This window comes from Streptomyces europaeiscabiei, from assembly GCF_001550375.1.
GTDB classification, from domain to species: Bacteria; Actinomycetota; Actinomycetes; order Streptomycetales; family Streptomycetaceae; genus Streptomyces; species Streptomyces europaeiscabiei.
The window spans coordinates 1-24,627 of sequence record NZ_LRTR01000426.1; the positions used below are offsets into that span (position 1 = coordinate 1).

Annotated in this window: 19 protein-coding genes and 1 pseudogene; 14 read left to right on the forward strand and 6 right to left on the reverse strand. The window is 70.8% G+C overall.

Annotated elements, in window-relative coordinates; all coding sequences use genetic code 11:
* Position 1 precedes the first annotated feature (1 nt).
* From AWZ10_RS20465 to AWZ10_RS20495, 7 genes are all read left to right on the forward strand, one after another.
* Positions 2-709 carry a cell division protein FtsQ/DivIB gene (locus tag AWZ10_RS20465; protein ID WP_079104411.1) on the forward strand — a complete coding sequence of 236 codons (708 nt, stop codon included), beginning with the start codon at positions 2-4 and terminating at the stop codon, positions 707-709.
* A 279-nt stretch (positions 710-988) separates the two neighbouring features.
* Entirely contained in the window at positions 989-2,179 is a 1,191-nt protein-coding gene (gene ftsZ / locus AWZ10_RS20470; protein WP_037693371.1) for a cell division protein FtsZ, read from the forward strand.
* A complete protein-coding gene (gene pgeF, locus AWZ10_RS20475; RefSeq protein WP_046703024.1) occupies positions 2,176-2,904 on the forward strand; it encodes a peptidoglycan editing factor PgeF in 729 nt (242 codons plus the stop codon). The genes ftsZ and pgeF overlap by 4 nt, the downstream gene beginning before the upstream one ends.
* A 5-nt stretch (positions 2,905-2,909) precedes the next feature.
* The gene (locus AWZ10_RS20480) at positions 2,910-3,629 is read left to right on the forward strand and encodes a YggS family pyridoxal phosphate-dependent enzyme (RefSeq protein WP_037696279.1); all 720 of its coding nucleotides are present in this window, start codon (positions 2,910-2,912) and stop codon (positions 3,627-3,629) included.
* Between the two features lie 129 nt (positions 3,630-3,758).
* Entirely contained in the window at positions 3,759-4,400 is a 642-nt protein-coding gene (locus tag AWZ10_RS20485; protein ID WP_046703023.1) for a cell division protein SepF, read from the forward strand.
* 50 nt (positions 4,401-4,450) lie between these two features.
* The gene (locus AWZ10_RS20490; RefSeq protein WP_037693363.1) at positions 4,451-4,741 is read left to right on the forward strand and encodes a YggT family protein; all 291 of its coding nucleotides are present in this window, start codon (positions 4,451-4,453) and stop codon (positions 4,739-4,741) included.
* A gap of 52 nt (positions 4,742-4,793) precedes the next feature.
* Positions 4,794-6,119: a DivIVA domain-containing protein gene (locus AWZ10_RS20495; protein ID WP_046703022.1), complete on the forward strand. Its 1,326-nt coding sequence runs from the start codon at positions 4,794-4,796 to the stop codon at positions 6,117-6,119.
* A gap of 385 nt (positions 6,120-6,504) precedes the next feature.
* Here the strand turns inward: AWZ10_RS20495 and ileS are convergent, their stop codons facing one another.
* Positions 6,505-9,648 (reverse strand): isoleucine--tRNA ligase, encoded by a 3,144-nt coding sequence (gene ileS, locus AWZ10_RS20500; RefSeq protein WP_046703021.1) that lies wholly within the window; start codon positions 9,646-9,648, stop codon positions 6,505-6,507.
* Positions 9,649-10,286: 638 nt separating this feature from the next.
* Between ileS and AWZ10_RS20505 the strand changes: the two genes are divergently transcribed.
* From AWZ10_RS20505 to AWZ10_RS20525, 5 genes are all read left to right on the forward strand, one after another.
* Positions 10,287-11,147, forward strand: a complete 861-nt coding sequence (locus AWZ10_RS20505; protein WP_046708469.1) for a TraR/DksA family transcriptional regulator — start codon at positions 10,287-10,289, stop codon at positions 11,145-11,147.
* Positions 11,148-11,228: 81 nt separating this feature from the next.
* Entirely contained in the window at positions 11,229-11,840 is a 612-nt protein-coding gene (lspA, locus tag AWZ10_RS20510) for a signal peptidase II (protein WP_037693355.1), read from the forward strand.
* A 94-nt stretch (positions 11,841-11,934) separates the two neighbouring features.
* A complete protein-coding gene (locus AWZ10_RS20515) occupies positions 11,935-12,879 on the forward strand; it encodes an RluA family pseudouridine synthase (RefSeq protein ID WP_060891763.1) in 945 nt (314 codons plus the stop codon).
* Complete coding sequence (locus AWZ10_RS20520) at positions 12,876-13,352, forward strand: GNAT family N-acetyltransferase (protein ID WP_046708471.1); 477 nt, start codon at positions 12,876-12,878, stop codon at positions 13,350-13,352. Before AWZ10_RS20515 ends, AWZ10_RS20520 begins: the two co-directional genes overlap by 4 nt.
* 73 nt (positions 13,353-13,425) lie before the next feature.
* Positions 13,426-15,012, forward strand: a complete 1,587-nt coding sequence (locus tag AWZ10_RS20525) for a Na+/H+ antiporter (protein WP_060891764.1) — start codon at positions 13,426-13,428, stop codon at positions 15,010-15,012.
* 441 nt (positions 15,013-15,453) lie between these two features.
* Here AWZ10_RS20525 and AWZ10_RS20530 read toward each other — a convergent pair whose 3' ends face one another.
* Complete coding sequence (locus tag AWZ10_RS20530) at positions 15,454-16,578, reverse strand: mechanosensitive ion channel family protein (protein ID WP_060891765.1); 1,125 nt, start codon at positions 16,576-16,578, stop codon at positions 15,454-15,456.
* Positions 16,579-16,685: 107 nt separating this feature from the next.
* On the opposite strand from AWZ10_RS20530, the gene AWZ10_RS20535 reads away from it, so the two are divergent.
* Positions 16,686-17,255 carry a dienelactone hydrolase family protein gene (locus AWZ10_RS20535; RefSeq protein WP_037696276.1) on the forward strand — a complete coding sequence of 190 codons (570 nt, stop codon included), beginning with the start codon at positions 16,686-16,688 and terminating at the stop codon, positions 17,253-17,255.
* 34 nt (positions 17,256-17,289) lie between these two features.
* Here the strand turns inward: AWZ10_RS20535 and AWZ10_RS20540 are convergent, their stop codons facing one another.
* Positions 17,290-18,966 carry an alkaline phosphatase D family protein gene (locus tag AWZ10_RS20540; RefSeq protein ID WP_046706716.1) on the reverse strand — a complete coding sequence of 559 codons (1,677 nt, stop codon included), beginning with the start codon at positions 18,964-18,966 and terminating at the stop codon, positions 17,290-17,292.
* A gap of 259 nt (positions 18,967-19,225) precedes the next feature.
* A complete protein-coding gene (locus AWZ10_RS20545) occupies positions 19,226-22,531 on the reverse strand; it encodes a helix-turn-helix transcriptional regulator (protein WP_060891766.1) in 3,306 nt (1,101 codons plus the stop codon).
* Between the two features lie 290 nt (positions 22,532-22,821).
* On the opposite strand from AWZ10_RS20545, the gene AWZ10_RS20550 reads away from it, so the two are divergent.
* Positions 22,822-23,454, forward strand: a complete 633-nt coding sequence (locus AWZ10_RS20550) for a hypothetical protein (RefSeq protein WP_046704708.1) — start codon at positions 22,822-22,824, stop codon at positions 23,452-23,454.
* Positions 23,455-23,556: 102 nt separating this feature from the next.
* Here AWZ10_RS20550 and AWZ10_RS20555 read toward each other — a convergent pair whose 3' ends face one another.
* Together AWZ10_RS20555 and AWZ10_RS20560 are read right to left on the reverse strand one after the other, a co-directional pair.
* The gene (locus AWZ10_RS20555; protein WP_060891767.1) at positions 23,557-24,357 is read right to left on the reverse strand and encodes a DsbA family protein; all 801 of its coding nucleotides are present in this window, start codon (positions 24,355-24,357) and stop codon (positions 23,557-23,559) included.
* A 79-nt stretch (positions 24,358-24,436) separates the two neighbouring features.
* Positions 24,437-24,627 (reverse strand): annotated as a pseudogene (locus AWZ10_RS20560) (hypothetical protein); the annotation flags it as partial.

The following is a 24,627-nucleotide window of genomic DNA, read 5'->3' on the forward strand; positions in this document are numbered from 1 at the left end:
GCTGATCGCCGCCGCGGTCGCCCTGGGGCTGGTCGGTGGCGCCTCGGTCTGGGTTCTGTACGGCTCCTCGTGGCTGCGGGCCGAGCGGGTGTCCGTGTCGGGCACCCGCGTGCTGACCGCGGCCCAGGTGCGCGAGGCCGCCGACGTGCCGCTCGGTGATCCCCTGATCTCCGTCGACCTGGACGGGACCGAGTCGCGACTGCTCGATGAATTGCCCCGAATCGACTCGGTTGAGGTCATCCGTTCCTGGCCGCACGAAATCGGGCTGAAAGTGAGCGAACGTACTCCGGTCCTGATTGTCGAAGCGGCCGGAAATTCGGGCAAGTACGTCGAAGTGGACGCGAAAGGTGTGCGTTTTGCCACGGTTTCGCGCGCCCCGGAAGGTGTTCCCGTACTCGAATTGGCGGTCGCCCGGTCGGGTTCGTCCGTAGCCAGTCTGCGGCGATTCGACGAGGGCCGGCTCGTACGGGAAGCCGTGCGGGTCGCCGACGCCGTTCCGGCCGCGCTCGCGCACGACACCCTGGTCGTCAAGGTCCGCTCCTACGACTCCATCTCGCTGGAGTTGACCGGAGACCGTACGGTCGCGTGGGGAAGTGCGGAGAAGGGGCGCGCGAAGGCCCGCGCGCTCACCGCCCTGATGAAAGCCGCCCCGGACGCGGGGCACTTCGACGTGAGCGTTCCCACCGCGCCCGCGTCATCAGGGAGTTGACGCGCATCCGTGCAGGCCAGCACCCTGGTTGGGCACGGCTATGGCTGATCACATAGGGTGAAAAGAAAAACGGGAGGTTCGGCGTGTTCGTTGAACGCGCGCCACTTGTCGACTTAGTGTCCTGTTCGGAAGAGTCCAAGGAACAGTCACACTGGTAACCCTAAACTTCAGCGTTAGGGTTCGGGTCGGCGTTCGGACCGTCCCACTTCGGCATCAGTCGCCGCATCGCGAGTCCCTCGCGAAGCGGCGACACGTAACTCGAGGCGAGAGGCCTTCGACGTGGCAGCACCGCAGAACTACCTCGCAGTCATCAAAGTCATCGGTGTCGGCGGCGGTGGTGTCAATGCCATCAACCGGATGATCGAGGTCGGTCTCAAGGGCGTCGAGTTCATCGCCATCAACACCGACGCGCAAGCTCTGTTGATGAGCGACGCCGACGTCAAGCTCGACGTCGGCCGTGAACTCACCCGCGGACTCGGCGCCGGCGCCAACCCGGCAGTCGGCCGCAAGGCGGCCGAGGACCACCGCGAGGAGATCGAGGAGGTCCTCAAGGGGGCCGACATGGTCTTCGTGACGGCCGGCGAGGGCGGCGGCACCGGCACCGGCGGCGCGCCCGTCGTGGCCAACATCGCCCGCTCGCTGGGAGCCCTCACCATCGGCGTGGTCACCCGCCCCTTCACCTTCGAGGGCCGCCGCCGCGCCAACCAGGCCGAGGACGGCATCGCCGAGCTCCGCGAAGAGGTCGACACCCTCATCGTGATCCCGAACGACCGGCTGCTGTCCATCTCGGACCGCCAGGTCTCCGTTCTGGACGCGTTCAAGTCGGCCGACCAGGTCCTGCTCTCCGGTGTCCAGGGCATCACCGACCTGATCACCACGCCGGGCCTGATCAACCTCGACTTCGCCGACGTCAAGTCCGTGATGTCCGAGGCCGGTTCGGCCCTCATGGGCATCGGCTCGGCCCGCGGCGACGACCGCGCGGTGGCCGCCGCCGAGATGGCGATCTCCTCGCCGCTCCTGGAGGCGTCCATCGACGGCGCCCGGGGTGTGCTGCTCTCCATCTCCGGTGGCTCCGACCTCGGCCTGTTCGAGATCAACGAGGCCGCCCAGCTGGTCAGCGAGGCCGCCCACCCCGAGGCGAACATCATCTTCGGCGCGGTCATCGACGACGCGCTCGGCGACGAGGTCCGGGTCACGGTCATCGCGGCCGGCTTCGACGGTGGTCAGCCCCCGGCCAAGCGGGACAACATCCTCGGCTCGGCCGCGGCCAAGCGCGAGGAGCCGGCGCCGGCGCGGCCCGCCGAGACCCGCCCGTCCTTCGGCTCGCTCGGCAGCGTCAAGCCGAAGGAGGAGCCGGCGCCTGCCCCGGAGCCGGTGAACGAGGCTCCGGTCGCCCCGCCCGTACCGCCGTCGCGGTCCTACTCGGACAGCGCTGCGGAGGAGCTGGACGTGCCGGACTTCCTCAAGTGATAGGACAGCGCGAGAGCGTGAGCGGCGCGCACTTCGCCTTCACCGACAGGTGGGGCGGGGTGAGCGCCGCTCCGTATGAGGAGCTCAATCTCGGCGGGGCGGTCGGGGACCGTGCCGAGGCCGTGACGGCGAACCGGGAGCTGGCGGCCAAGTCGCTCGGCCTGGAGCCGGACCGTGTCGTCTGGATGAACCAGGTGCACGGCGCGGACGTGGCCGTGGTCGACGGACCGTGGGGCGCCGGCGACATCCCGTCCGTCGACGCGATCGTCACCACCCGGCGCGGTCTCGCGCTCGCCGTCCTCACCGCCGACTGCGTACCCGTCCTGCTGGCCGACCCCGTCGCCGGGGTCGCGGCCGTCGCCCACGCGGGCCGGCCCGGCATGGTCGCTGGGGTCGTCCCCGCCGCCGTACGGGCCATGACCGAACGCGGCGCCGACCCCGCCCGGATCGTCGCCCGCACCGGACCCGCCGTCTGCGGCCGGTGTTACGAAGTGCCCGAAGCGATGCGCGCCGAGGTGGCCACCGTCGAGCCGACGGCGTACGCCGAGACCAGTTGGGGCACGCCCTCGGTCGATGTGTGCGCCGGAGTGCACACACAGCTGGAGCGCCTCGGGGTGCACGACCGGGAGCAGTCGCCGGTGTGCACGCTGGAGTCGCGCGACCACTTCTCGTACCGCCGCGACCGCGCCACAGGGCGACTCGCGGGATATGTCTGGCTGGACTGATGGACATGACGGACCGTAAGGCACAACTCGCCGGAAACCTGGCGAAGGTGGAGGGTCGCATCGCGACGGCCTGCGCGGCCGCGGGGCGCAAGCGGGACGAGGTCACCCTGGTCGTGGTGACCAAGACCTACCCGGCGGGCGATGTGCGGATCCTGTCGGAACTCGGTGTGCGTCATGTCGCCGAGAACAAGGATCAGGACGCGGCACCCAAGGCCGCCGAATGCTCGGACCTGCCCCTTGTGTGGCACTTCGTGGGGCAGTTGCAGACCAACAAAGTTCGTTCTGTGGTGCGTTACGCGGATCTCGTGCAGTCTGTCGATCGTTCCAGGCTTGTCACGACTCTGTCGAAAGAGGCCGTTCGGGCCGGGCGTGAGGTGGGATGTCTCATCCAGGTCGCGCTCGACGCGGACGTGGGCGGCCGGGGAGAGCGAGGAGGTGTCGGGCCGGACGGGATCGAAGAGTTGGCCGACCTCCTCGCGGGGGCGCCGGGGCTGCGGGTCGATGGTCTGATGACCGTCGCGCCGCTCACCGGGGAGTACGCCGGACGGCAACGGGCCGCTTTTGAGCGGTTGATGGATTTGTCGACCGACCTGCGCCGGGCCCATCCGGCTGCGAACATGGTCTCCGCAGGGATGAGTGCGGACCTCGAGGAGGCCGTGGCGGCCGGAGCGACACATGTGCGCGTCGGCACCGCGGTACTCGGAGTCCGTCCCAGGCTCGGGTAACGTCGCCAAGAAGTCGGACCACAGCAGAAAATATGGTCATTCCGTCGAGAGGCGGGCGCAACGACCTCGTGGATCACGGGCACTTGGGAAGTCGTCAGTCGATCCACCACAGAGCGGAGGACTCAGAGCATGGCCGGCGCGATGCGCAAGATGGCGGTCTACCTCGGCCTCGTGGAGGACGATGGGTACGACGGCAGGGGATTCGACCCCGATGACGACTTCGAGCCCGAGCTCGACGCGGAACCCGAGCGGGACCACCGCCGACACGAGCCGGTACATCAGGCGCACCAGCCACATCAGTCCCAAAGGGACGAATCGGTACGAGTGGTGCAGCCTCCGGTGCAGCGTGAACCGGTGTCGCACGCCGCTTCGCTTCCCGCGGAATCGGTGCGACCCGCCCGGATCGCACCCGTGGCGTCCATCACACAAGAACGTTCGAGTCTGGAGAAGAACGCACCGGTGATCATGCCCAAGGTCGTGTCCGAGCGAGAGCCTTACCGGATCACCACGTTGCACCCGCGGACCTACAACGAGGCCCGTACCATCGGGGAACACTTCCGTGAGGGCACCCCGGTGATCATGAATCTGACTGAGATGGATGACACAGACGCGAAGCGACTTGTCGACTTTGCGGCCGGTTTGGTGTTTGGTCTTCACGGCAGCATCGAGCGGGTGACGCAGAAGGTGTTCCTGTTGTCGCCTGCTAACGTCGATGTCACGGCGGAGGACAAGGCCCGCATCGCAGAGGGCGGGTTCTTCAACCAGAGCTGAGACGCAAGACCGGAACAAGGCATGGAGCAGGGGAGAGGGAAGCACGGATCATGAGCGTGGTTTGGCAAGTGCTCTGGGTCGCTCTGATGTGTTTCCTCATCGTGCTGATCTTCCGGTTGGTCATGGACTACGTGTTCCAGTTCGCCCGCTCGTGGCAACCCGGCAAGGCGATGGTGGTCGTTCTGGAGGCCACCTACACTGTCACTGATCCACCGCTCAAGCTTCTGCGGCGGGTCATCCCGCCGCTGCGTCTCGGGGGCGTGGCGCTCGACCTGTCCTTCTTCGTACTGATGATCATCGTCTACATCCTGATCAACATCGTGGGTGGACTCGCGAGGTGACTGTGGACGATCCGGTCTTGCCGACTGCCGATGACTACGTTGAGGTGAAGAGATGCCGTTGACCCCCGAGGACGTGCGGAACAAGCAGTTCACGACCGTCCGCCTCCGAGAAGGCTATGACGAGGACGAGGTCGATGCCTTCCTCGACGAGGTCGAAGCCGAACTGACGCGCCTGCTCCGCGAGAACGAGGACCTGCGCGCCAAACTGGCCGCGGCCACGCGTGCTGCTGCCCAGAACCAGCAGAACATGCGCAAGCCTCCGGAGCCTCAGGACCAGCAGCAGGGCGGCATGCAGCAGGGCGGCATGCAGCAAGGTGGCATGCAGCAGGGCGGCATGCAACAACAGGGTGGTATGCAGCAGCAGGGTATGCGCGGTCCCGGTGGACCCGTACCCGCTGGGATATCGGGCCCGCCGCAGCAGATGGGGGGCCCCATGGGTGGCCCGCCCCAGCTGCCGAGCGGTGCTCCGCAGCTGCCTGCCGGCCCCGGTGGCCAGGGTGGGCAGCAGGGTCCCGGCCCGATGGGTCAGGGACCGATGGGCCAGGGCCCCATGGGCCAGGGCCAGATGCAGCAGCAGATGGGCCAGGGCCAGATGGGCCAGGGCCAGATGGGCCAGGGCCAGATGGGTCAGGGTCAGATGGGCCAGGGGCCCATGGGCGGCCAGCCCCCCATGCAGCAGATGGGTGGCCCTATGGGCGGCCCCATGGGTGGTCCGATGGGCGGCCCCGGTCAGGGCCCCGGCGGCGACAGTGCCGCGCGCGTGCTCTCGCTGGCCCAGCAGACCGCCGACCAGGCGATCGCCGAGGCCCGTTCCGAGGCCAACAAGATCGTCGGTGAGGCCCGTAGCCGCGCCGAGGGTCTGGAGCGGGACGCCCGTGCCAAGGCCGACGCGCTGGAGCGGGACGCGCAGGAGAAGCACCGCGTGGCGATGGGCTCCCTGGAGTCCGCCCGCGCCACGCTGGAGCGCAAGGTCGAGGACCTGCGTGGCTTCGAGCGCGAGTACCGCACGCGTCTGAAGTCGTACCTGGAGTCGCAGCTGCGTCAGCTGGAGACCCAGGCGGACGACTCGCTGGCCCCGCCGCGCACCCCGGCGACCGCGTCGCTGCCGCCGTCCCCGGCGCCCTCGATGGCTCCGGCCGGCGCGAGCGCCCCGTCGTACGGCGGAAACCCGGGCGGTATGGGCGGAGGCATGGGTGGCGGTATGGGCGGAGGCATGGGCGGCGCCCCTGCTCCGGCCGCGCCCTCCTACGGCGGTCAGCAGCAGATGTCGCCGGCCATGACCCAGCCGATGGCTCCGGTCAGGCCGCAGGGTCCCTCTCCGATGGGGCAGGCTCCCTCGCCGATGCGCGGGTTCCTCATCGACGAGGACGACAACTGACGACTACTGGTACGCCATAGGCGTCGGCAGCGTTCAGGGCGGGGCCCCGGATTTCTTTCCGGGGCCCCGCCCTTTTGCTGCGCGAGCTTCGGGGGGTGGGGCTGTTGTTCGGGGACGCGCGCGGATGTGTGGCGGACGCAACGCCGAAGGCCTGGGGCGCCGGATTTCTTCGGTGCCCCAGGCCTTCTTGGTTGCTGGTTGCTGGTTGCTGGTGGGTGTGGCTGGGCGAGGGTGGGTTTCGCTCGTCGGCGCTTGTCGGGTGCCGCTGAGCCCGACCTCCCCCACTCTCGGCTTCGCTCGAACGGGAGGTGCTCCCGTCGCCCCGGCTGCACGACTGCCCGCAGCCAGGCGTGAGGGGCGAGGCTGCGGGCAGTCGTGGTGAGCGTTACGCCTTGCGGAGGCGGAACGTCAGGGTCAGGGGCTCGTCCGTGAAGGGCGTGCCGTAGCTGTCGTCGGCCTCGCCTGCGGCGAAGTCCGTGGCGAGGACCTCGTCGGCGATCAGGGGCGAGTGCTCGGTCAGGGCCGAGGTGACCGCCGGGTCCGTGGCCGTCCAGCGCAGGGCGATACGGTCGGCGACGTCCAGGCCGCTGTTCTTGCGGGCCTCCTGGATCAGGCGGATCGCGTCACGGGCCAGGCCCGCCTGGCGCAGCTCCTCCGTGATCTCCAGGTCGAGGGCGACCGTGGCGCCCGAGTCGGAGGCCACCGACCAGCCCTCACGCGGGGTCTCCGTGATGATGACCTCGTCGGGGGCGAGGGTGATGGTCTCGCCGTCGACCTCGACCGAGGCCGTGCCCTCGCGCAGGGCGAGGGACAGGGCGGCCGCGTCGGCGCCCGCGACGGCCTTGGCCACGTCCTGGACGCGCTTGCCGAACCGCTTGCCCAGGGCGCGGAAGTTGGCCTTGGCGGTCGTGTCCACCAGGGAGCCGCCGACCTCGGAGAGTGAGGCGAGCGAGCTGACGTTCAGCTCCTCCGTGATCTGCGCGTGCAGTTCGCGGTCGAGGGAGTCGAAGCCCGTCGCCGCCACCAGGGCGCGTGAGAGGGGCTGACGGGTCTTGACGCCCGACTCCGCGCGCGTGGCGCGGCCCAGCTCCACCAGGCGGCGGACCAGGACCATCTGCTTCGACAGCTCGGGGTCGATCGCGGACAGGTCGGCCTCGGGCCAGGACGCCAGGTGTACGGACTCGGGGGCGCCCGGGGAGACCGGCGCGATCAGGTCCTGCCACACCCGCTCGGTGATGAACGGGGTCAGCGGGGCCATCAGCTTCGTGACCGTCTCGACGACCTCGTGCAGGGTGCGCAGCGCGGCCTTGTCGCCCTGCCAGAAGCGGCGGCGCGAGCGGCGTACGTACCAGTTCGACAGGTCGTCGACGAACGCCGAGAGGAGCTTGCCGGCGCGCTGGGTGTCGTAGGCCTCCAGGGCGCCGGTCACCTGGTCGGTGAGGGCGTGGAGTTCGGACAGCAGCCAGCGGTCCAGGACCGGACGGTCGGCCGGGGCCGGGTCCGCCGCGCTGGGCGCCCAGTTGGACGTGCGGGCGTACAGGGCCTGGAAGGCGACCGTGTTCCAGTAGGTGAGGAGCGTCTTGCGGACGACCTCCTGGATGGTGCCGTGGCCCACGCGGCGGGCCGCCCAGGGGGAGCCGCCGGCCGCCATGAACCAGCGGACGGCGTCGGCGCCGTGCTGGTCCATCAGCGGGATCGGCTGCAGGATGTTGCCCAGGTGCTTGGACATCTTGCGGCCGTCCTCGGCGAGGATGTGGCCGAGGCACACGACGTTCTCGTAGGAGGACTTGTCGAAGACCAGGGTGCCGACGGCCATCAGCGTGTAGAACCAGCCGCGGGTCTGGTCGATGGCCTCACTGATGAACTGGGCCGGGTAACGGGACTCGAAGAGTTCCTTGTTCTTGTACGGGTAGCCCCACTGCGCGAACGGCATCGAACCCGAGTCGTACCAGGCGTCGATGACTTCCGGGACGCGCGTGGCGGTGCTGCCGCAGCCGTCCTGGGGGCACGGGAAGGTGACCGCGTCGATGAACGGGCGGTGCGGGTCGAGCTCCGACTGGTCGGTGCCGGAGAGCTGAGTCAGCTCCTCGCGGGAGCCCACACAGGTGAGGTGGTTCTCCTCGCAGCGCCAGATCGGCAGCGGGGTGCCCCAGTAGCGGCTGCGGGAGAGCGCCCAGTCGATGTTGTTGTTCAGCCAGTCGCCGAAGCGGCCGTGCTTGACCGAGTCCGGGAACCAGTTGGTCTTCTCGTTCTCCTGGAGGAGACGGTCCTTGACGGCGGTGGTGCGGATGTACCAGGACGGCTGCGCGTAGTAGAGGAGCGCGGTGTGGCAGCGCCAGCAGTGCGGGTAGCTGTGCTCGTACGGGATGTGCCTGAAGAGCAGGCCGCGCTGCTGGAGGTCCTCGGTGAGCTGTTCGTCCGCCTTCTTGAAGAAGACACCGCCGACGAGCGGGACGTCCTCCTCGAACGTGCCGTCGGGGCGGACGGGGTTCACGACGGGCAGGCCGTACGAGCGGCAGACCTTGAGGTCGTCCTCACCGAAGGCGGGGGACTGGTGGACCAGGCCCGTACCGTCCTCCGTTGTCACGTATTCGGCGTTCACCACGAAATGGGCGGGCTCGGGGAACTCCACGAGCTCGAACGGACGTTGATAGGTCCAGCGCTCCATTTCGGCGCCGGTGAAGGTCTGGCCCGTGGTCTCCCAGCCCTCGCCGAGCGCCTTGGCGACGAGCGGCTCGGCGACGACGAGCTTCTCCTCACCGTCCGTGGCGACCACGTAGGTCACCTCGGGGTGTGCGGCGACCGCGGTGTTGGACACCAGCGTCCATGGCGTGGTCGTCCACACCAGGAGCGCGGCCTCACCGGCGAGCGGACCGGAGGTGAGCGGGAAACGGACGAACACCGAGGGGTCGACGACCGTCTCGTAGCCCTGCGCCAGCTCGTGGTCCGACAGACCGGTGCCGCAGCGGGGGCACCAGGGAGCGACGCGGTGGTCCTGGACCAGCAGACCCTTGTTGAAGATCTCCTTGAGCGACCACCAGACGGACTCCACGTACTCCGGGTCCATGGTCCGGTAGGCGTCGTCGAGGTCGACCCAGTAGCCCATGCGGGTCGTCAGCTCGGTGAAGGCGTCGGTGTGCCGGGTCACGGAGTCGCGGCACCTGGCGTTGAACTCGGCGATGCCGTACGCCTCGATGTCCTTCTTGCCGTTGAAGCCGAGTTCCTTCTCGACCGCCAGCTCCACGGGGAGGCCGTGGCAGTCCCAGCCGGCCTTGCGGGCCACGTGGTAGCCGCGCATCGTGCGGAAGCGGGGGAAGACGTCCTTGAAGACGCGCGCCTCGATGTGATGGGCGCCCGGCATGCCGTTGGCGGTGGGCGGACCCTCGTAGAACACCCACTCGGGGCGGCCCTCGGACTGCTCCAGGCTCTTGGCGAAGATCTTCTGCTCGCGCCAGAAGTCGAGCACCGCGTGCTCGAGCGCGGGCAGATCGACCTGGGCGGGCACCTGGCGGTACGTCGGCTCTGTCATGAGCGGGCTTCCTCCAACGGACTTGCTGCCTTCCGTCGGAGGGACGAGAGCTTCGATTCTTCGTACGCCGTGTGCGGCGCGCTCCCGCGGTACCACCCTCCTTGGCTCTCCAGTGCGTCGTACGCGCCGGTGAGCCCCCTCATTGAGGTCGCGATACCAGGTCTACTCGCCGTGCCTCGCGGGCTGCGGCTTTCTTCCGGCGGCTCCGGGGTGATCTTCACATCGCGCTCGCCCCCGGGCTTCCACCGTCCCCGGGTCGCTCTGGGCTGCGTACGACGCTACTCGTCCCCATCCACGCTTCTCGCTCCGCCCAGTGTACGGCGCCGCACGGACGGCGGCCGACCGGTTTTCCGGGGGCGGTGGGAGGGGTGGGGCGGGGCTTTCGGCGGGTTCGTCGGCCGGGGGTGCGGTGACCTGCGGGGTGACCCGAATGGAGCGGGTCGGGCGTCCGGATCCTGGGACGTCCGGCGGGGCGGAATACCCGGCGGGGAGCTGGGCACAACGCTTGCAGGCTCGCCGCGCGACGGTCGTGGGACGGGTGGAACGGGTGGTCTGCCCCGTTGCCGAGCGGCTCGGGTCGATTTATCGTCCCAGCACGATTCGCGTGCAAGATCACAATATGTGAAGGGGCCGCGGCCATGGTGGCGAAGAAGACCGCCGAACAGCAGTCGGCGTCCGGCAGATCCACGGTGGCCTCCGGCGGGGGAGGCGAGGGCGGGAAGACCGCGGCGGTGAAGGCGGCCGACACGAAGGCGAAGAAGGCGGTGGCCAAGAAGGCCGAGGCCGGGAAGGCGGTCGTCAGGAAGACGGCCGTGAAGAAGACCGCGGCCAGGAGGGCGACGACGGCGTCGAAGGCCGCAGCGGCCGAGCCGGCGGCGGCGGAGAAGACCGCAGCCGGGAAGAGCGCGGTCAGGAAGAGCACGGCCAAGAGTGCGGCGAAGAGCCCCTCTGCGAAGAAGAGCATGGTCAAGAAGGCGGGCGCGGCCGAGGCCGCCGAGACGACGGGAGCCACGACGGTGGTTGCGAAGAACACTCCTGGTACGGCTACGGCGGCGAAGAGGAAGCCCTCCGCCGTCCCCAAGGCGCGGCCGGCGGCGGTGGAGCCCGGCGAGCTCGCGGTACGCCCCGGTGAGGACCCCTGGAGCCCGGACGAGGTCGCCGAGGCCCGGACGGAGCTGCAGTCCGAGGCCATGCGGCTGAGGGCCGAGCTGGAGGCCTCCGAACGGTCGCTCACGGGCCTGATGCGGGACTCGGGGGACGGCGCGGGCGACGACCAGGCCGACACCGGGGCGAAGAACATCACGCGCGAGCACGAGCTGTCGCTCGCCCACAACGCGCGCGAGATGCTCGACCAGACCGAGCGCGCCCTGGACCGGCTCGCCTCGGGCACGTACGGGCTCTGCGAGAACTGCGGCAATGCGATCGGAAAGGCACGGATGCAGGCATTCCCCCGGGCCACACTCTGCGTGGAGTGCAAGCAGAAGCAGGAACGCCGCTAGTGATCGCCTCCTGAGCCCCTGGTCCGTGAGGGTCGTGTCGTACCTTTGTCCTCAGTCGGGAACCTAGGTTGAGGGACACACGTGGCAGAGGCGGAGCGCATCATCGGTACGCCGGACATTCCAGACGCGGCGGGGGCCGACCCGGAGCAGTCCGACGGCGAGAACGGTGCCGCGGCGGAGCAGGCCGACGCGGCCGCCCGGCCGCGAGGCAAGCGCCGTATCGCCGTGCTGTTCGGGGTCGCCGCGCTGGCGTACGCGCTCGACCTGGTCAGCAAGATGATCGTGGTCGCGAAGCTGGAGCACCACGAGCCGATCGAGATCATCGGGGACTGGCTCAAGTTCGAGGCGATCCGCAACGCGGGCGCGGCCTTCGGCTTCGGTGAGGCCTTCACGATCATCTTCACGGTGATCGCGACGATCGTGATCGTGGTGATCGCCCGGCTCGCCCGCAAGCTCTACAGCCTGCCCTGGGCGATCGCGCTCGGCCTGCTGCTCGGCGGTGCGCTGGGCAACCTGACCGACCGGATCTTCCGTTCACCGGGCGTCTTCGAGGGCGCGGTGGTCGACTTCATCGCGCCCAAGGGCTTCGCGGTGTTCAACCTCGCGGATTCGGCCATCGTGTGCGGCGGCATCCTGATCGTGCTGCTGTCGTTCCGCGGGCTCGACCCGGACGGCACCGTCCACAAGGACTGAGACCGTCCACAAGGACTGAGGGCGGGCGGCAGCGTCGAGGAGGTTGTCCACAGGCCCGGTCGGGCGGCTCTCACCCGTCCGGCATACTCGACGGGTGAGCACGATTCCCGAGATCCGAACCCTGCCCGTGCCCGACGGCCTGGAGGGCGAGCGTGTAGACGCCGTCATCTCCCGCATGTTCGGCTTCTCCCGTACCAAGGCCGCCGAGCTCGCCGCCGCGGGGAAGGTCACGGTCGACGGGTCGGTGGTCGGCAAGTCGGAGCGGGTGCACGGCGGGGCCTGGCTGGAGGTCGAGATGCCGCAGGCGCCCGCGCCTGTGCAGGTCGTCGCCGAGCCGGTCGAGGGCATGGAGATCGTCCACGACGACGATGACGTGCTCGTGATCGTCAAGCCGGTCGGCGTGGCCGCGCACCCCAGCCCCGGCTGGTCCGGACCGACCGTCATCGGCGGGCTGGCCGCCGCGGGGTACCGGATCTCGACGTCCGGCGCCGCCGAGCGTCAGGGCATCGTGCACCGGCTCGACGTGGGCACCTCGGGCCTCATGACGGTCGCCAAGTCGGAGCGGGCGTACACGTCGCTGAAGCGCCAGTTCAAGGAGCGGACCGTCGACAAGCGGTACCACGCGCTGGTCCAGGGCCACCCCGACCCCACGAGCGGCACCATCGACGCGCCCATCGGACGGCACCCCCACCACGACTACAAGTGGGCCGTCACCGCCGAGGGCAAGCCGTCGGTCACGCACTACGACCTGGTCGAGGCCTTCCGCGCCGCCTCGCTGCTCGACATCAAGCTGGAGACCGGACGCACCCACCAGATCCGCGTCCACATGTCCGCCCACCGGCACCCGTGCGTCGGCGACCTGACGTACGGCGCCGACCCGACGCTCGCCAAGCGGCTCGGCATCACCCGCCAGTGGCTGCACGCCGTCCGGCTCGGCTTCGAGCACCCCGGGGACGGGAGCTGGGTCGAGTTCGAGAGCGGCTACCCCGCGGATCTGCAGAAGGCCCTCGACAAGGTGCGGGAGGAGACGTACGCGTGAGCCCCGTGCCGGTGTCCTACGTGGTGCGCGTCGCCGATGATCCCGCCGACCGCGAGGCGTGCTTCGGGGTGCGCAAGGAAGTCTTCGTCGTCGAGCAGGGGGTGCCGGAGGACCTGGAGTACGACGCGTACGACGCCGGGGCCGTGCACGTGCTCGCCGTACGGGACGACGGGACACCCCTCGGGGCCGGGCGGCTGTTGTACGGGGAGGCCGCCGCGGGCAAGACCGGTGGAACTCCCGGTGTGGGGTCCCTGGGGCGGCTCGCGGTCGTGGCGGAGGCCCGGGGGCTGGGTGTAGGGGTCGCGCTGGTGCGGGCCGTCGAGGAGGCGGCTCGGGAGCGTGGGCTGACCGCGGTGGACCTGGGGGCGCAGACACACGCGCTGGGGTTCTACGAGCGGCTCGGATATGTGGCGTACGGGGCCGAGTTCCTGGACGCGGGGATGCCTCACCGGGCGATGCGGCGGATGATTTAGCGTTCGACGGTGTGGGTGGGGCACCCTGAAGATCTGGCCGGTCTTGATCGTCTAGCACCAGCGGAGCGCCCCCATGGATCAGTTGGCCCTGTTTTTCGTGTTGCTGGTCGGGGCCGTGGTCAGTGTGCCGGTGGGGGAGCGGCTGAAGCTGCCGGCGCCGGTGCTGATGACGTTGCTGGGCATCGCGCTCGCCGTGCCCGGGTTCGTGCCCAACGTGGAGATCCCGCCGGAACTCATCCTGCCGCTGCTGTTGCCGCCGCTGCTGTACGCGGCGGTGCGGCGGACGTCCTGGCGGCAGTTCACGGCGAACCTGCGGCCGATCCTCCTGCTGGCCGTGGCACTGGTGTTCGTGACCACCGCAGCGGTGGCCGCCGTGGCGAACGCGATCGTGCCCGGACTGCCGATCGCGGCGGCCGTGGCGCTCGGCGCCCTCGTCGCACCGCCCGACCCGGTGGCGGCGACGGCCGTGGCGGGACAGCTCGGGCTGCCGCGCCGACTGGTGTCGATCCTGGAGGGCGAGGGCCTCTTCAACGACGTCACGGCCATCGTGCTCTACCACGTGGCCATCGCGGCGGCCGTCAGCGGATCCTTCTCGTGGCCGCGCGCCGCGCTCCAGCTCGTGCTGTCGGCCGTCGTCGCCGTCGCCGTGGGGGTCGCGCTCGGCTGGGCCGCCAACAAGCTGATGGACTTCCTCGAGGACGCGACGCTGCAGATCGGGTTGACGCTGCTCGTGCCGTACGCGTCGTACGTGATGGCCGAGGAGCTGCACGGCTCCGGGGTCCTCGCGGTGCTCACGACCGCGTTGTTCCTCGCGGAGTACGCGCTCGGGGCGGACGACGTCCTGACGCGGCTCGCCGGGCACACCGTCTGGGACGTCGTGGACACGCTGGTCACCGGTGTCGCCTTCGGGCTGATCGGGCTGGAACTGCACAACGCGATCCGCACGGCGTCCGGGCGGTGGGGCGAGATGCTCGGCTGGGCCGCCGCTGTCGTGGTCGTCGTGGTGCTCGTACGGCTGGTGTGGCTGCTGCCGGCCACGTGGCTCGCTCGGCGGTGGCACGCGAAGCGGGACTACGACGAGGAGATCCCGATGTCGTGGCGCGAGACCGTGGTGATGTGGTGGTCGGGGATGCGAGGGGTGGCGTCCGTGGCGCTGGCGCTCGCGATTCCGCTGGAGACGGAGAGCGGGGCGCCGTTCCCCGACCGGGACGAGATCGTGTTCATCGCGTTCGGGGTGATCATGGCGACGCTGGTGCTGCAGGGGCTCACGCTGCCGTGGCTGGTGCGGCGGTTGGGGGTGCGGGCCGACGAGGGAGCCGAGAAGGAGTTCGAGAAGGCGTTGGCCGTGCGGGCGGCCAAGGCGGCGAAGCGGCGGCTGAAGGAGATCGAGGAGGTGGAGGAGCTGCCGGAGGAGATGTCCGAGCGGTTGCTGCGGCGGGCCTTCGAGATCGGGGTGCGGATCAGTCCGGAGGTGGGGGAGGACGAGCGGCGGGAGGGGCATGAGCAGCGGGTGCGGCGGCTTCGGAGGATGCGGCGGATCCAGGGGGAGATGTTGAGCGCGGCTCGCCACGAGGTGTTGGCTGCGCGGAGTGAGCCGGGGGCGAATCCCGAGGTGGTGGATCGGGTGTTGCGGCACTTGGATGTGCGTAGTTTGCGGTGAATTGGCGGGTGCGGGTGCGGGTGGGTGGGGGTGCTCGCCGTGGGGTCTCCCGCCCGCGCACTGCCCGTTGCTCCTTGGCTGCGAAGTGCGGGTCTCCTGTGGGGGTTGATCGCCGTCGCGTTGGCGGCTGTGGAGGTGTTCGCGGCGGGTGGGGAGCGGGGGGATCCACGGCGCGGCTGGAGTCCGGCGCGGACGCGGGTGATTCGCCGGAGGGCGTCGCGCACGACGTGAGGTGCAGAGGCAGTGGTTGGCCTCGCCGGGTGGGGGCTTCCGATCGGAGGCGGAGCTGCACGCGTACGCGTTCGCTCCATCCGGCACGGGAGTTCGGGCCGGGCGGGATCACGGTGAAGGGCGTGGCGCCGGGTGATGTGCAGGACCGTTGCGTGAGCCGGGCGCGGGCTCAGGTCCGGGACCTGGACCTGAGCCCGCGCCGTGCCGGGTTCATCCCCTGCCCGCGGACCTCGGTGGCTCGTGGACGCGGCCTCGCGTGATGCGGGGCGACAGGCCGTCCGTGTGGCCGTTGGGATGGTTCGGGGGCAGGACCGCGTCGGCGGTGTTGACGCGGGGGAGGGCGTACGGGTGGCTCTCGGTGAGCCAGTGGATGAGTTGTTCGCGGACGGTGACGCGGACGGTCCACAGATCGTCCGGGTCCTTGGCGGTGACGAGGGCGCGGACCTCCATGGCGGAGGGGGTCGCGTCGGTGACGGTCAGGTCGTAGTGGCGGCCGTCCCAGGCGGGGCAGGAACGGAGGATGTCGCGGAGCCGGTCGCGCATCGCGGGCAGCGGCGCGGTGTGGTCGACGTGGAGGAAGACCGTGCCGGTCATCTGGGCGCCGCCGCGGGACCAGTTCTCGAAGGGCTTCGAGGTGAAGTACGACACCGGCATCGTGATGCGGCGCTCGTCCCAGGTGCGGACCGTCAGGAAGGTGAGGGTGATCTCGTCGACCGTGCCCCACTCGCCCTCCACCACGACCACGTCACCGAGGCGGACCATGTCGCCGAAGGCGATCTGCAGCCCGGCGAAGAGGTTGCTCAGCGTGGACTGCGCGGCGATACCGGCGACGATGCCCAGCACCCCGGCGGAGGCCAGCAGCGAGGCGCCGGCCGCGCGCATCGCCGGGAAGGTCAGCAGCATCGAGGCCACGGCCACCACACCGACGATCGCCGAGACGACCCGCATGATCAACGTCACCTGCGTCCGCACCCGGCGCACCCGGGCCGGATCGCGGTGGGCGCGGGCGTAACGGCTGTACGTCGTCTCCACGACCGCCGCCACGATCTGGATCACCAGCCAGGCCGTCGCACCGATCAGCACCAGCGTCAGGGCGCGCCCGATGCTGGCCCGGTGCTGTTCCAGCAACTGCGCCTCGTCGTACGACGCTCTGAGGAAGGCAGCGCACAGGACCAGCTGATAGGGGATGCGACCGCGGCGCAGCAGGCCCCACAGAGGTGTCTCGTGGTGCTGCTGGTCCGCCTTGCGCAGCAGCAGGTCGGTCGTCCAGCCGATGAGCAGCGTGAGGACGACCGAGCCACCGATGACGATCAATGGGCGGAGTAGATTCTCCATGCCTTCGAACGTAACCGGCCGCGTGGGGTCATGAACATGTGACTTCCGCCGCCCTCGGGGTACGGGCGCCGGAGATCGCTGTCGGACCCGGCTGGCACCATGGCCTCATGAACATCATGCTCTTCCACTCGACCTACGGTCCGAGGCCCGCCGTGCGCGAGGCCGCGGACCGGCTGCGCGCCGCCGGACACGAGGTGTGGACCCCCGACCTCTTCGACGGGCGGACGTTCGACACGGTCGAGGACGGCATGGCCTTCAACAAGGAGCTGGGCAGGGAGGAGCTTCTCAAGCGGGCGGTCCTGGCCGCCGCGCCCTATTCGGGGCGGGGGCTCGTCTACGCCGGGTTCTCCCTGGGCGCCGCGACCGCGCAGACCCTTGCCCTGGGCGACAAGAACGCGCGCGGGCTGCTGCTTCTGCACGGCACGTCGGACATCGCCGCCACCGCGTCCGTGGACGACCTGCCCGTCCAGCTGCACGTCGCCGAGCCCGACCCCTTCGAGCCGGACGACTGGCTGAGCGCCTGGTACCTCCAGATGCGCAAGGCCGGCGCCGACGTCGAGGTCTACAGGTACGCCGGGGCCGGCCACCTCTACACCGACCCCGGCCTGCCGGACTACGACGAGGAGGCCGCCGAGGCCACCTGGCGGGTGGCGCTCGGTTTCCTCGACTCGCTCTGACCTCCGGCGGCCCGCACGACCCGTAGCGAGGCCCCTACACGGGGTCGTACGTCCGCTCCACCTTCTGCGTCCCGCTCCGCGTCCGGTACGAGCGCGCCCATGACGACGTCGCGTCGGCCCTGGTGCGGTCGGAGAGGACGTAGAAGTCCATCTGCGCCCGCGCGGCGGTGATGTCCAGGACGCCGTAGCCGTGGCGGTCGGTGTCGACCCAGTGGACGTGCCGGTTGGCGGCGCGGATCAGCGGGGAGGCCAGCGCGGTGACGGTGCCCTCGGGGACCTTGACGAGGTCGTCGAGGTTGTCGGAGGTGACGGACGTGACCACGAACTCGGTGGCTGCGGAGGCCGACAGCGGGTACGTACCGGCGTTGACCGGTACGTCGTTGGCCCACGCCATGTGGATGTCGCCGGTGAGGAAGACCGTGTTGCGGATCGCGTTCTCCCGCAGGTGGGCGAGGAGTTCGCGGCGGTCGTCGGTGTAGCCGTCCCACTGGTCGGGGTTGAGGGCGAGGCCCTCCTTCGGCAGGCCCAGCAGCTCGGCGAGGGGTTCGAAGAGGTCGGCCGTGAGGTTGCCGAGGGCGAACGGGGCGATCATCACCGAGTTGCCGACCAGACGCCAGGTCGTGTCGGAGGACTTCAGTCCGGCCTTCAGCCAGTCGAGCTGGGCCCGGCCGGTCAGCGTACGGTCCGGGTCGTCGACCTCGCCGTCGCCGATGCCCACCTGCTGCGAGCGGAAGGACCGCAGGTCAAGGAGCGACAGGTCGACGAGCTTGCCGAAGCGCAGCCGGCGGTAGGTCGTGCCCGTGATCGCCGGGCGCACCGGCATCCACTCGAAGTACGCCTGCTTGGCCGCCGACCGACGATCCGCCCAGGTGCCCTCCGTGCCCGCGGTGTGGTTCTCGGCGCCACCCGACCACGCGTCGTTGGCGATCTCGTGGTCGTCCCAGATCGCGACGACCGGCGCGACCGCGTGCAGGGCCTGCAGGTCCGGGTCGGTCTTGTAACGGGCGTGCCGGGCGCGGTAGTCGGCGAGGGAGACGATCTCGTGGGTCGGTGTGTGCGGCCGTACGACCCTGTCGCGGGTGCCGTACTCGCCGGTGCCGTACTCGTAGATGTAGTCGCCGAGGTGCAGCCAGGCGTCCAGGTCGCCGCGCGCGGCCAGATGGCGGTAGGCGGCGAAGTGGCCGCCCTCCCAGTTGGCGCAGGAGACCACGCCGAAGCGCAGGCCGGTGGTGGCGGCGTCGGCGGCCGGTGCGGTGCGGGTGCGGGCGGCGGGCGAATCGGTGCCGCCGGCCGAGAAGCGGAACCAGTAGTTCGTGGCGGGCGCGAGGCCGCGCACGTCCGCCTTGACGGTGTGGTCGGAGGCGGCGGTCGCGGTCGTGGAACCCTTGGCGACGATGCTGGTGAAGGCCTTGTCCAGGGCGACGGTCCAGCCGACCTCGACGTCGGGGCCGAGTCCGGAGCCGGGTATCGCGGCGGCGGTGGGCGTCACCCGGGTCCACAGCAGGACCCCGTCGGGCAGCGGGTCTCCGGAGGCGACGCCGTGCAGGAAGGCGGGGGCCTCGGCCGCGTGCGCCGGGATCGCGGCGGCCGACGGCACCGCGAGAACGGCCCCGACCGTGGCCGCCTTGACGACCGTACGGCGGCTCGGGGCGGACGAACCCGCGGGCTGGATGGGGGAGTCGGGGCTGGAGTGAGATCTGCGACTGGTCACGGCCGATGAGATTACTGATCGGTAGGGCCGGAGGTAAGGCGGTGGCCCGCAATCCGCTCAATGTTCAGGCGGCTGTGGGGTGTTCGTCGCTCGGCGAGCTGTGGCGGCCGGCCTCCGTCGCCCCTGCCCCCCGGCCCCTGCCCCGCCCCTGCCCCCGCCCTCGCCCCTGCGACGTTCGGCGGAGGCCGTGACCCGGGCTGATGCGCCGTCGGTCTTCTCGCGGCGGCCCGGCGGTGACTGTTCGTCGGCGGCCCGTCGGTCACTGTTCTTCGGCGTACCGCTTGGCCAGGGTGATCAGGGCGGCGCGGTCGGGGCGGCCGGTGCGGTCGCGGAGACTGGCGAGGTGCTTCTCGACGGTGCGGGGGGAGAGGAAGAGGTGATCGGCGATCTCCTGGTTGCCGAGTCGGGCGCCGAGCAGGCGCAGGACCTCGTACTCCCGGGCGGTCACCCCCGCGCGCCGCAGTTCCTGTGGGATGGCGTCGTGGCCCTGGCGGCGCCGCGGCACGGGGGAGCCGGCGTCGCGCAGCAGGGCCCGGCACGCGGCCGACACGCGGGTCGTGCCCCGGTCGTGGAAGAACTGCTCGGCGGCGCGCAGCCATTCGACGGGCCGGCCCCAGCCGTCGGCGAGTGCGGCCTGGGCTCCCAGGCGCAGACAGAGATGGGCGGCCAAGGGGATGCCGTCGGTTCCGGCCAGGGCTTCCTCCGCCGCCTTGGCGGCCTCGGCCGCCCGGCCCTCGCGGCCCAGCAGGACGGCCCGGGACCAGCCGGCGAAGGGACGGTCCCAGTGGACCTGGGTGAGCCGTTCGATGCCGGGGCCGTCCAGTTCGGCCCAGTCGGTCGCGCCGCGCAGGGTGCGCAGCAGGAGGTACGGGCCGAGGAAGCCGGTGACGCCACCGGTGCTGGGCAGTGCCCGCATGACGCCGTCCGCCTCGGTGAACTCGGCCAGCGCGCGGTCGGTCTCCTCCCGCAGCAGGGAGCAGATGCCCTGGGCCCAGCCCCACACGGAGGTGTCGGCGTAGCCCCAGAGCGCCCCGGCGCTCCGGCCGGCGAGTGCGCGCTCCAGGGTGCGCAGGGTGGCGTCGAGCTTCTCGCGCTCCCCGAGCGAGGCGGCGATGATGCCGTCCACGCCGGCGCCGATCAGCTCCACCTCGCGCAGCCGCAGTCTGCGGGCCGTCGCCTGGAGCCGACGCGCGGACTGCGCCGCCCGGTCCTGTTCGTCGCGCAGGATGTGGGCGAGGGTCAGATGCATGTCGGCCCAGGCCGTCATGAGCACCGCGCCGGTCTCCTCGGCGGCCCCGCGTGCGGCGAGCAGCCGGTCGGTGCCGGTGAACCGGACACGGTCGAGCACGCCCAGCTCCAGCATGCCGCGGATCCGCCACACCGGCAGGGCGTGGGCCTCGGCGGTGATGACCAGCCGTGCGAACGCGTCCTCCGCCTCGCCCAGGTCCCGGGGCCGCAGACAGTAGCCGAGCATGTTCAGCGCCTTGCACGCCACCTCCGGCAGCCCCACCTCCTCGGCGGTCGCGACGGCGCCCTCGGCGAGCGCCCGTGCGCTCTCCAGCCGGTCCGGGCGCTGCGAGTTGAGCACCAGGTGGGCGGCGACCGCGTCCAGGGCGGCGCGGGACGCCGGGTCGGGAGTGTCGCCGAGCAGGTCCCTCGCCTGCCGTACGGCGGTCAGGCCCGCCTCCCACTGCTGGGCGGTCGCCGCGGCCCGCGCGCGTGTCAGAAAGCCCGCTGCCCGCCGGGTGGATGGCGCGCCCCACACCGTCAGGACACGGTCCAGCCGGTCCCCGAGTTCGGGCACGCGCCGTACGTCACCGGTGAGGACCAGCGTGTTGAGCAGTTCCTCCAGCAGCCGGGCCACGGCCTCGGGCGGCGCGTCCGGCGTGTCGCCGGTCAACTCCAGGCCACGGTCCAGGAGTTCCACGGCGGTCAGCAACGCGCCCCGCGCGACCGCCTGTTTGCCGGCCCGGGTGAGCAGCACGGCCGCCCGCGCCGGCCTGCCGCCGGTCACGCACAGTTCCGCGGCGAGGCGGTACAGGTCGTCGCCGGCGTCTCCGCCGAGCGGCTGGTGGGGGTCGCGTGGCACGGCGGGTGGGGTGAGGGGGAGGGAGGTGCCGGGTTCGGCGGGCGCGGCGATCGCGAGGGAGGCGTCGGGCTCCGCGTACGGGGGCACGGGAAGGTCGGCGGGCTCGGCGCCACGGGCGTTCCGTACGGTCGGCGTGTCGAGGCCTGCGGTGCTTGGTGCACCCGGGCGTGTCGGGCTGTCCCCGCCGATGTCCCCGCCGATGTTCCCCCGTTCACGGCTCGCCTCACGGCTCGCCTCCTCATGACTCGCCCCCGCAGGGCTCACCCCTGCAGGGCTCACCCCTCTCGCCTCCTCGATCGCGTCCGCCGCGGCCAGGCAGAGGGCCGCGCGTTCGGGCGGGAGCAGCCGTCGGGTGATGGCGTCGGCGGTCAGGGCGTGGCGGAAGGTGTGCCAGCCGGGGTCCGACGGGGTGGTGGCGCCGGAGACGAGGTGGGCGTGGGCCGCTCGGCGGAGCTGGGTGAGGGCGGTGGCGTGGTCCAGGCCCGCGGCACGGGCGGCGATGTCCACGGGGAAGCGTCTGCCGAGGACCGCCGCCGCCTCCAGGAGAGCGATGCCGGGCGGCGGCAGCTGGTCCACGCGCTGGAGGACGGCGGCGGCGACGGTGTCGGGGACACCGGGGTCGAGCGAACCGGCCACCGTCCAGTGGGAGTCCCCGTCCCTGACGAGACCGCCGCCGTCGACCATGGCACGCAACAGCTCCTCCACCACGAAGGGAACGCCCTCGGAAACGGTGTGCAGCCGGTCCAGCACCGCCGCCGGGACGTCCTCGGCGGTGTCGTGGCCCAGACACCGGGCGGCCAGCTCGGCGGTGCCGGCCGCTCCGAGGCGTGCGAGGCGGACCGTACGGGCCGTACGACGGGAGGTGGCGGCCTCGGCGAGGTCGAGCGCCGGACCGGCTTCGCCGCGCAGGGTGGCCAGCAGGACGGTCCGCTGGCCGGAGAGGTTGTCCGTCAGGTAGTCGATGATGGCGAGCGTGTCGGCGTCGGCGTCGTGCAGGTCCTCCAGCACCAGGACGCAGCCCCCGTCCCGGCCGAGGACGTGCAGGAGCCGCAGCACCGCCTCGGCGTACCCGACGAGCGGTGCGCCGTCCTGCGGTGCCAGACCGCACAGCCGGGACAGCAGGGGCTCGTAGAGGCCCAGATCTCCGTCCGAGGGTGGCCCGTCGCCCCGTAACCCCGAGAACACCGCCTCCGCCAGCGGACGCAACGGCACCGCGCGCCCGGCGGCCGCGGCCCGGCCGCGCAGCACCCTTGCCCCGGTGCCCGCGGCGGCGGACGCGGTTTCCTCGACGAGCCGGGACTTGCCGATACCGGGTTCGCCCAGCACGAACACCGACGAGCCCCGACCGTCCCGGGCCGCCCGGACGGCGGTGGCCAGCAGGTCCCGCTCCGCCTCCCTGCCGATCAGAGCGGGCGACGACAGCGACGAGAACGAAGAGAACGGTGATGACGACGAGAACGTCGAGGAAGACGGCATCAAAGAGAACGACGACAACTCCAGGCCCCCTGCGCCCTGTCGGATGGTCGTGGCAACCCTCGTACGCCCCCGTACGACACCCCCGCCGGGCACCCCTCGAATGCGCCTTCGAGGCGCGTACAGGGTAGCCCCCGTTCCACAGGGGTCGCACAACTACATGGGGGATCTTCCCCGATACCCGGGGGCCCGGCGTCCGGCACGCTTCTGTTTCGGCAGGGCAGGGGGGACAGGGCATGGCCCGGGGGAACATGCCCTGCCTGCTTCTTTTTCTTTCGTCAGGGAGGTCGTCAATGCAGCGTGCCCGGATATGGGTCGCCGCCGGAGTGCTGGGCGTGGTCCTGTGCGGGTGTTCGTCACCCGCCGCGACCACCGGGGGCGGTAGCGGCGGCGGGTCGTCGTCGGCCGGGGCCGCCGCCGACGAACCGGAGGTGCCGCTGACCACCCAGGACCTGGAGCGGGTCTGCACGGACGGGCTCGGCTTCGAGGGGCTGCCTGCCTACGACCGTACGAAGAAGACCGTCCACCCGGCGCAGCTCATGAACAGCACCGGCGACGGCTGGACGAGCAGCGTGCCCGTCGACGGCGACTTCCCCAAGGGCTGGTTCCTCGGCTACGAGGACAAGCCGGAGCAGACGGAACTGGTCGTCTGCGTGGAGCGCACCAAGGCCACCGCGACCGGCAAGGTCTGCGACATGGAGGCCGACGGCAAGCCGCTGAAGATCCGGACGTACGACACCTCGTACCGGCTGCGCGTCCTCGAGGCGCGCACCGGCAAGGAGCAGTACGAACACACGGGCAGGGCCGAGTCCGACGAGTGCCCGGTCTACATCTTCACCTCGGACGACGAGGACGCCGACAAGTACTACAACGAGGTGCGGCCCGAGGACTACCGCAAGCGCGTCAAGCCGTACATCGCGCCGTAGTCGCCGCTGTCGTCGTTCGGGCGGGTGCCCCGGGGAATCGTCCCGGGGCACCCGCCCGTTCGCGCGGACCCGTTCGCGCGGATCCGGCGCGGCGTGCGCCGGCTACTTGGTGACGCCCGCGTCCTTGAGCGCCGTCTCCCACTCCGCGACCGTGGACGGGTTGGTGATCACCTTGTCGTTGACCTTGATGGTCGGAGTCGACTTGACACCGTCGGCGTCGGTGAACGACTTGCTCATCCTCATCGCCCAGGCGTCGTAGGTGCCCTTCTCGACGGCGTCCTGGAACTTCTTGTTGTTCTTCAGCGCGTCGACCGTGTTCGCCACCTTGATCAGATAACTGTCCTTGGCGAACTCGTCGGTCGACTCCTCCGGGTGGTACTTCGTCGAGTACAGCGCGGTCTTGTAGTCGAGGAAGGCCTTGGGGCTGACGTTCAGCGCGGCCCCGAGCGCGCTCAGCGCGTTCTTCGAGCCCTCGCCGGTGAGGTTGCCGTCGAGGAAGGTGCCCAGCGTGAAGGAGAGCTTGTAGTCGCCGTCGTCCATGCCCTTGTTGACGGTCTCGCCGACGGTCTGCTCGAAGCTCGCGCAGGCCGGGCAGCGGGGGTCCTCGTACAGGTGGACCACGTTGTCGGACTTGGAGTCGCCGATCAGCACGGTGGTGCCGTTCTTGCCCGAGGTGTTGGCCGGGGCGACCACCGTGGCCTCGGCGGCCGCCTCCCACTTGGTGGGCTTGCTGTTCTGCACGACGGCGTAGCCGATGCCGCCGGCTATCGCGAGCACCGCGACGATCGAGCCCGCCACGATCGCCTGCCGCCTGACCTTCGCGCGCCTGGCCTGACGCTCGCGCTCCAGGCGCAGCCGCTCACGGGCCGCCGACTTCGCCGCGCTGCTGTTCCGCTTGCTCATGTGGGTGAACTCCCTGTGGACGCGCACACGTGGTGCGCGGATACGGGTGGTGGGGGACCTGCTCGTGCTCAGGAGGTGGTCACGCGAAGGTGACCGAGCACGGCGGTCCACGCCGTCCCAGGGAGTGCGTGTGGAGAAGGGGGCGGGCACTGGCCGTACGGTGCGCGGTGCGCGTCGGCCGGTGCTGTGCCCTCAGGGGCCGCACCATGACCGCGGCGACCGCGATCAGCAGCGGCCGGAAGCCGGCGGCGACAGCGGCGTCAAGCAGCC

Coding starts and splice junctions, on each gene's coding strand:
- ileS (WP_046703021.1), bottom strand. CDS start 9,648: ATGACAGAGCCGACGTACCGCCAGGTGCCCGCCCAGGTCGATCTGCCC.
- AWZ10_RS20550 (WP_046704708.1), top strand. CDS start 22,822: ATGCAGCGTGCCCGGATATGGGTCGCCGCCGGAGTGCTGGGCGTGGTC.
- AWZ10_RS20490 (WP_037693363.1), top strand. CDS start 4,451: ATGAGCGTGGTTTGGCAAGTGCTCTGGGTCGCTCTGATGTGTTTCCTC.
- AWZ10_RS20545 (WP_060891766.1), bottom strand. CDS start 22,531: ATGCCGTCTTCCTCGACGTTCTCGTCGTCATCACCGTTCTCTTCGTTC.
- AWZ10_RS20525 (WP_060891764.1), top strand. CDS start 13,426: ATGGATCAGTTGGCCCTGTTTTTCGTGTTGCTGGTCGGGGCCGTGGTC.
- AWZ10_RS20505 (WP_046708469.1), top strand. CDS start 10,287: ATGGTGGCGAAGAAGACCGCCGAACAGCAGTCGGCGTCCGGCAGATCC.
- AWZ10_RS20530 (WP_060891765.1), bottom strand. CDS start 16,578: ATGGAGAATCTACTCCGCCCATTGATCGTCATCGGTGGCTCGGTCGTC.
- AWZ10_RS20480 (WP_037696279.1), top strand. CDS start 2,910: ATGACGGACCGTAAGGCACAACTCGCCGGAAACCTGGCGAAGGTGGAG.
- AWZ10_RS20495 (WP_046703022.1), top strand. CDS start 4,794: ATGCCGTTGACCCCCGAGGACGTGCGGAACAAGCAGTTCACGACCGTC.
- AWZ10_RS20535 (WP_037696276.1), top strand. CDS start 16,686: ATGAACATCATGCTCTTCCACTCGACCTACGGTCCGAGGCCCGCCGTG.
- AWZ10_RS20485 (WP_046703023.1), top strand. CDS start 3,759: ATGGCCGGCGCGATGCGCAAGATGGCGGTCTACCTCGGCCTCGTGGAG.
- AWZ10_RS20555 (WP_060891767.1), bottom strand. CDS start 24,357: ATGAGCAAGCGGAACAGCAGCGCGGCGAAGTCGGCGGCCCGTGAGCGG.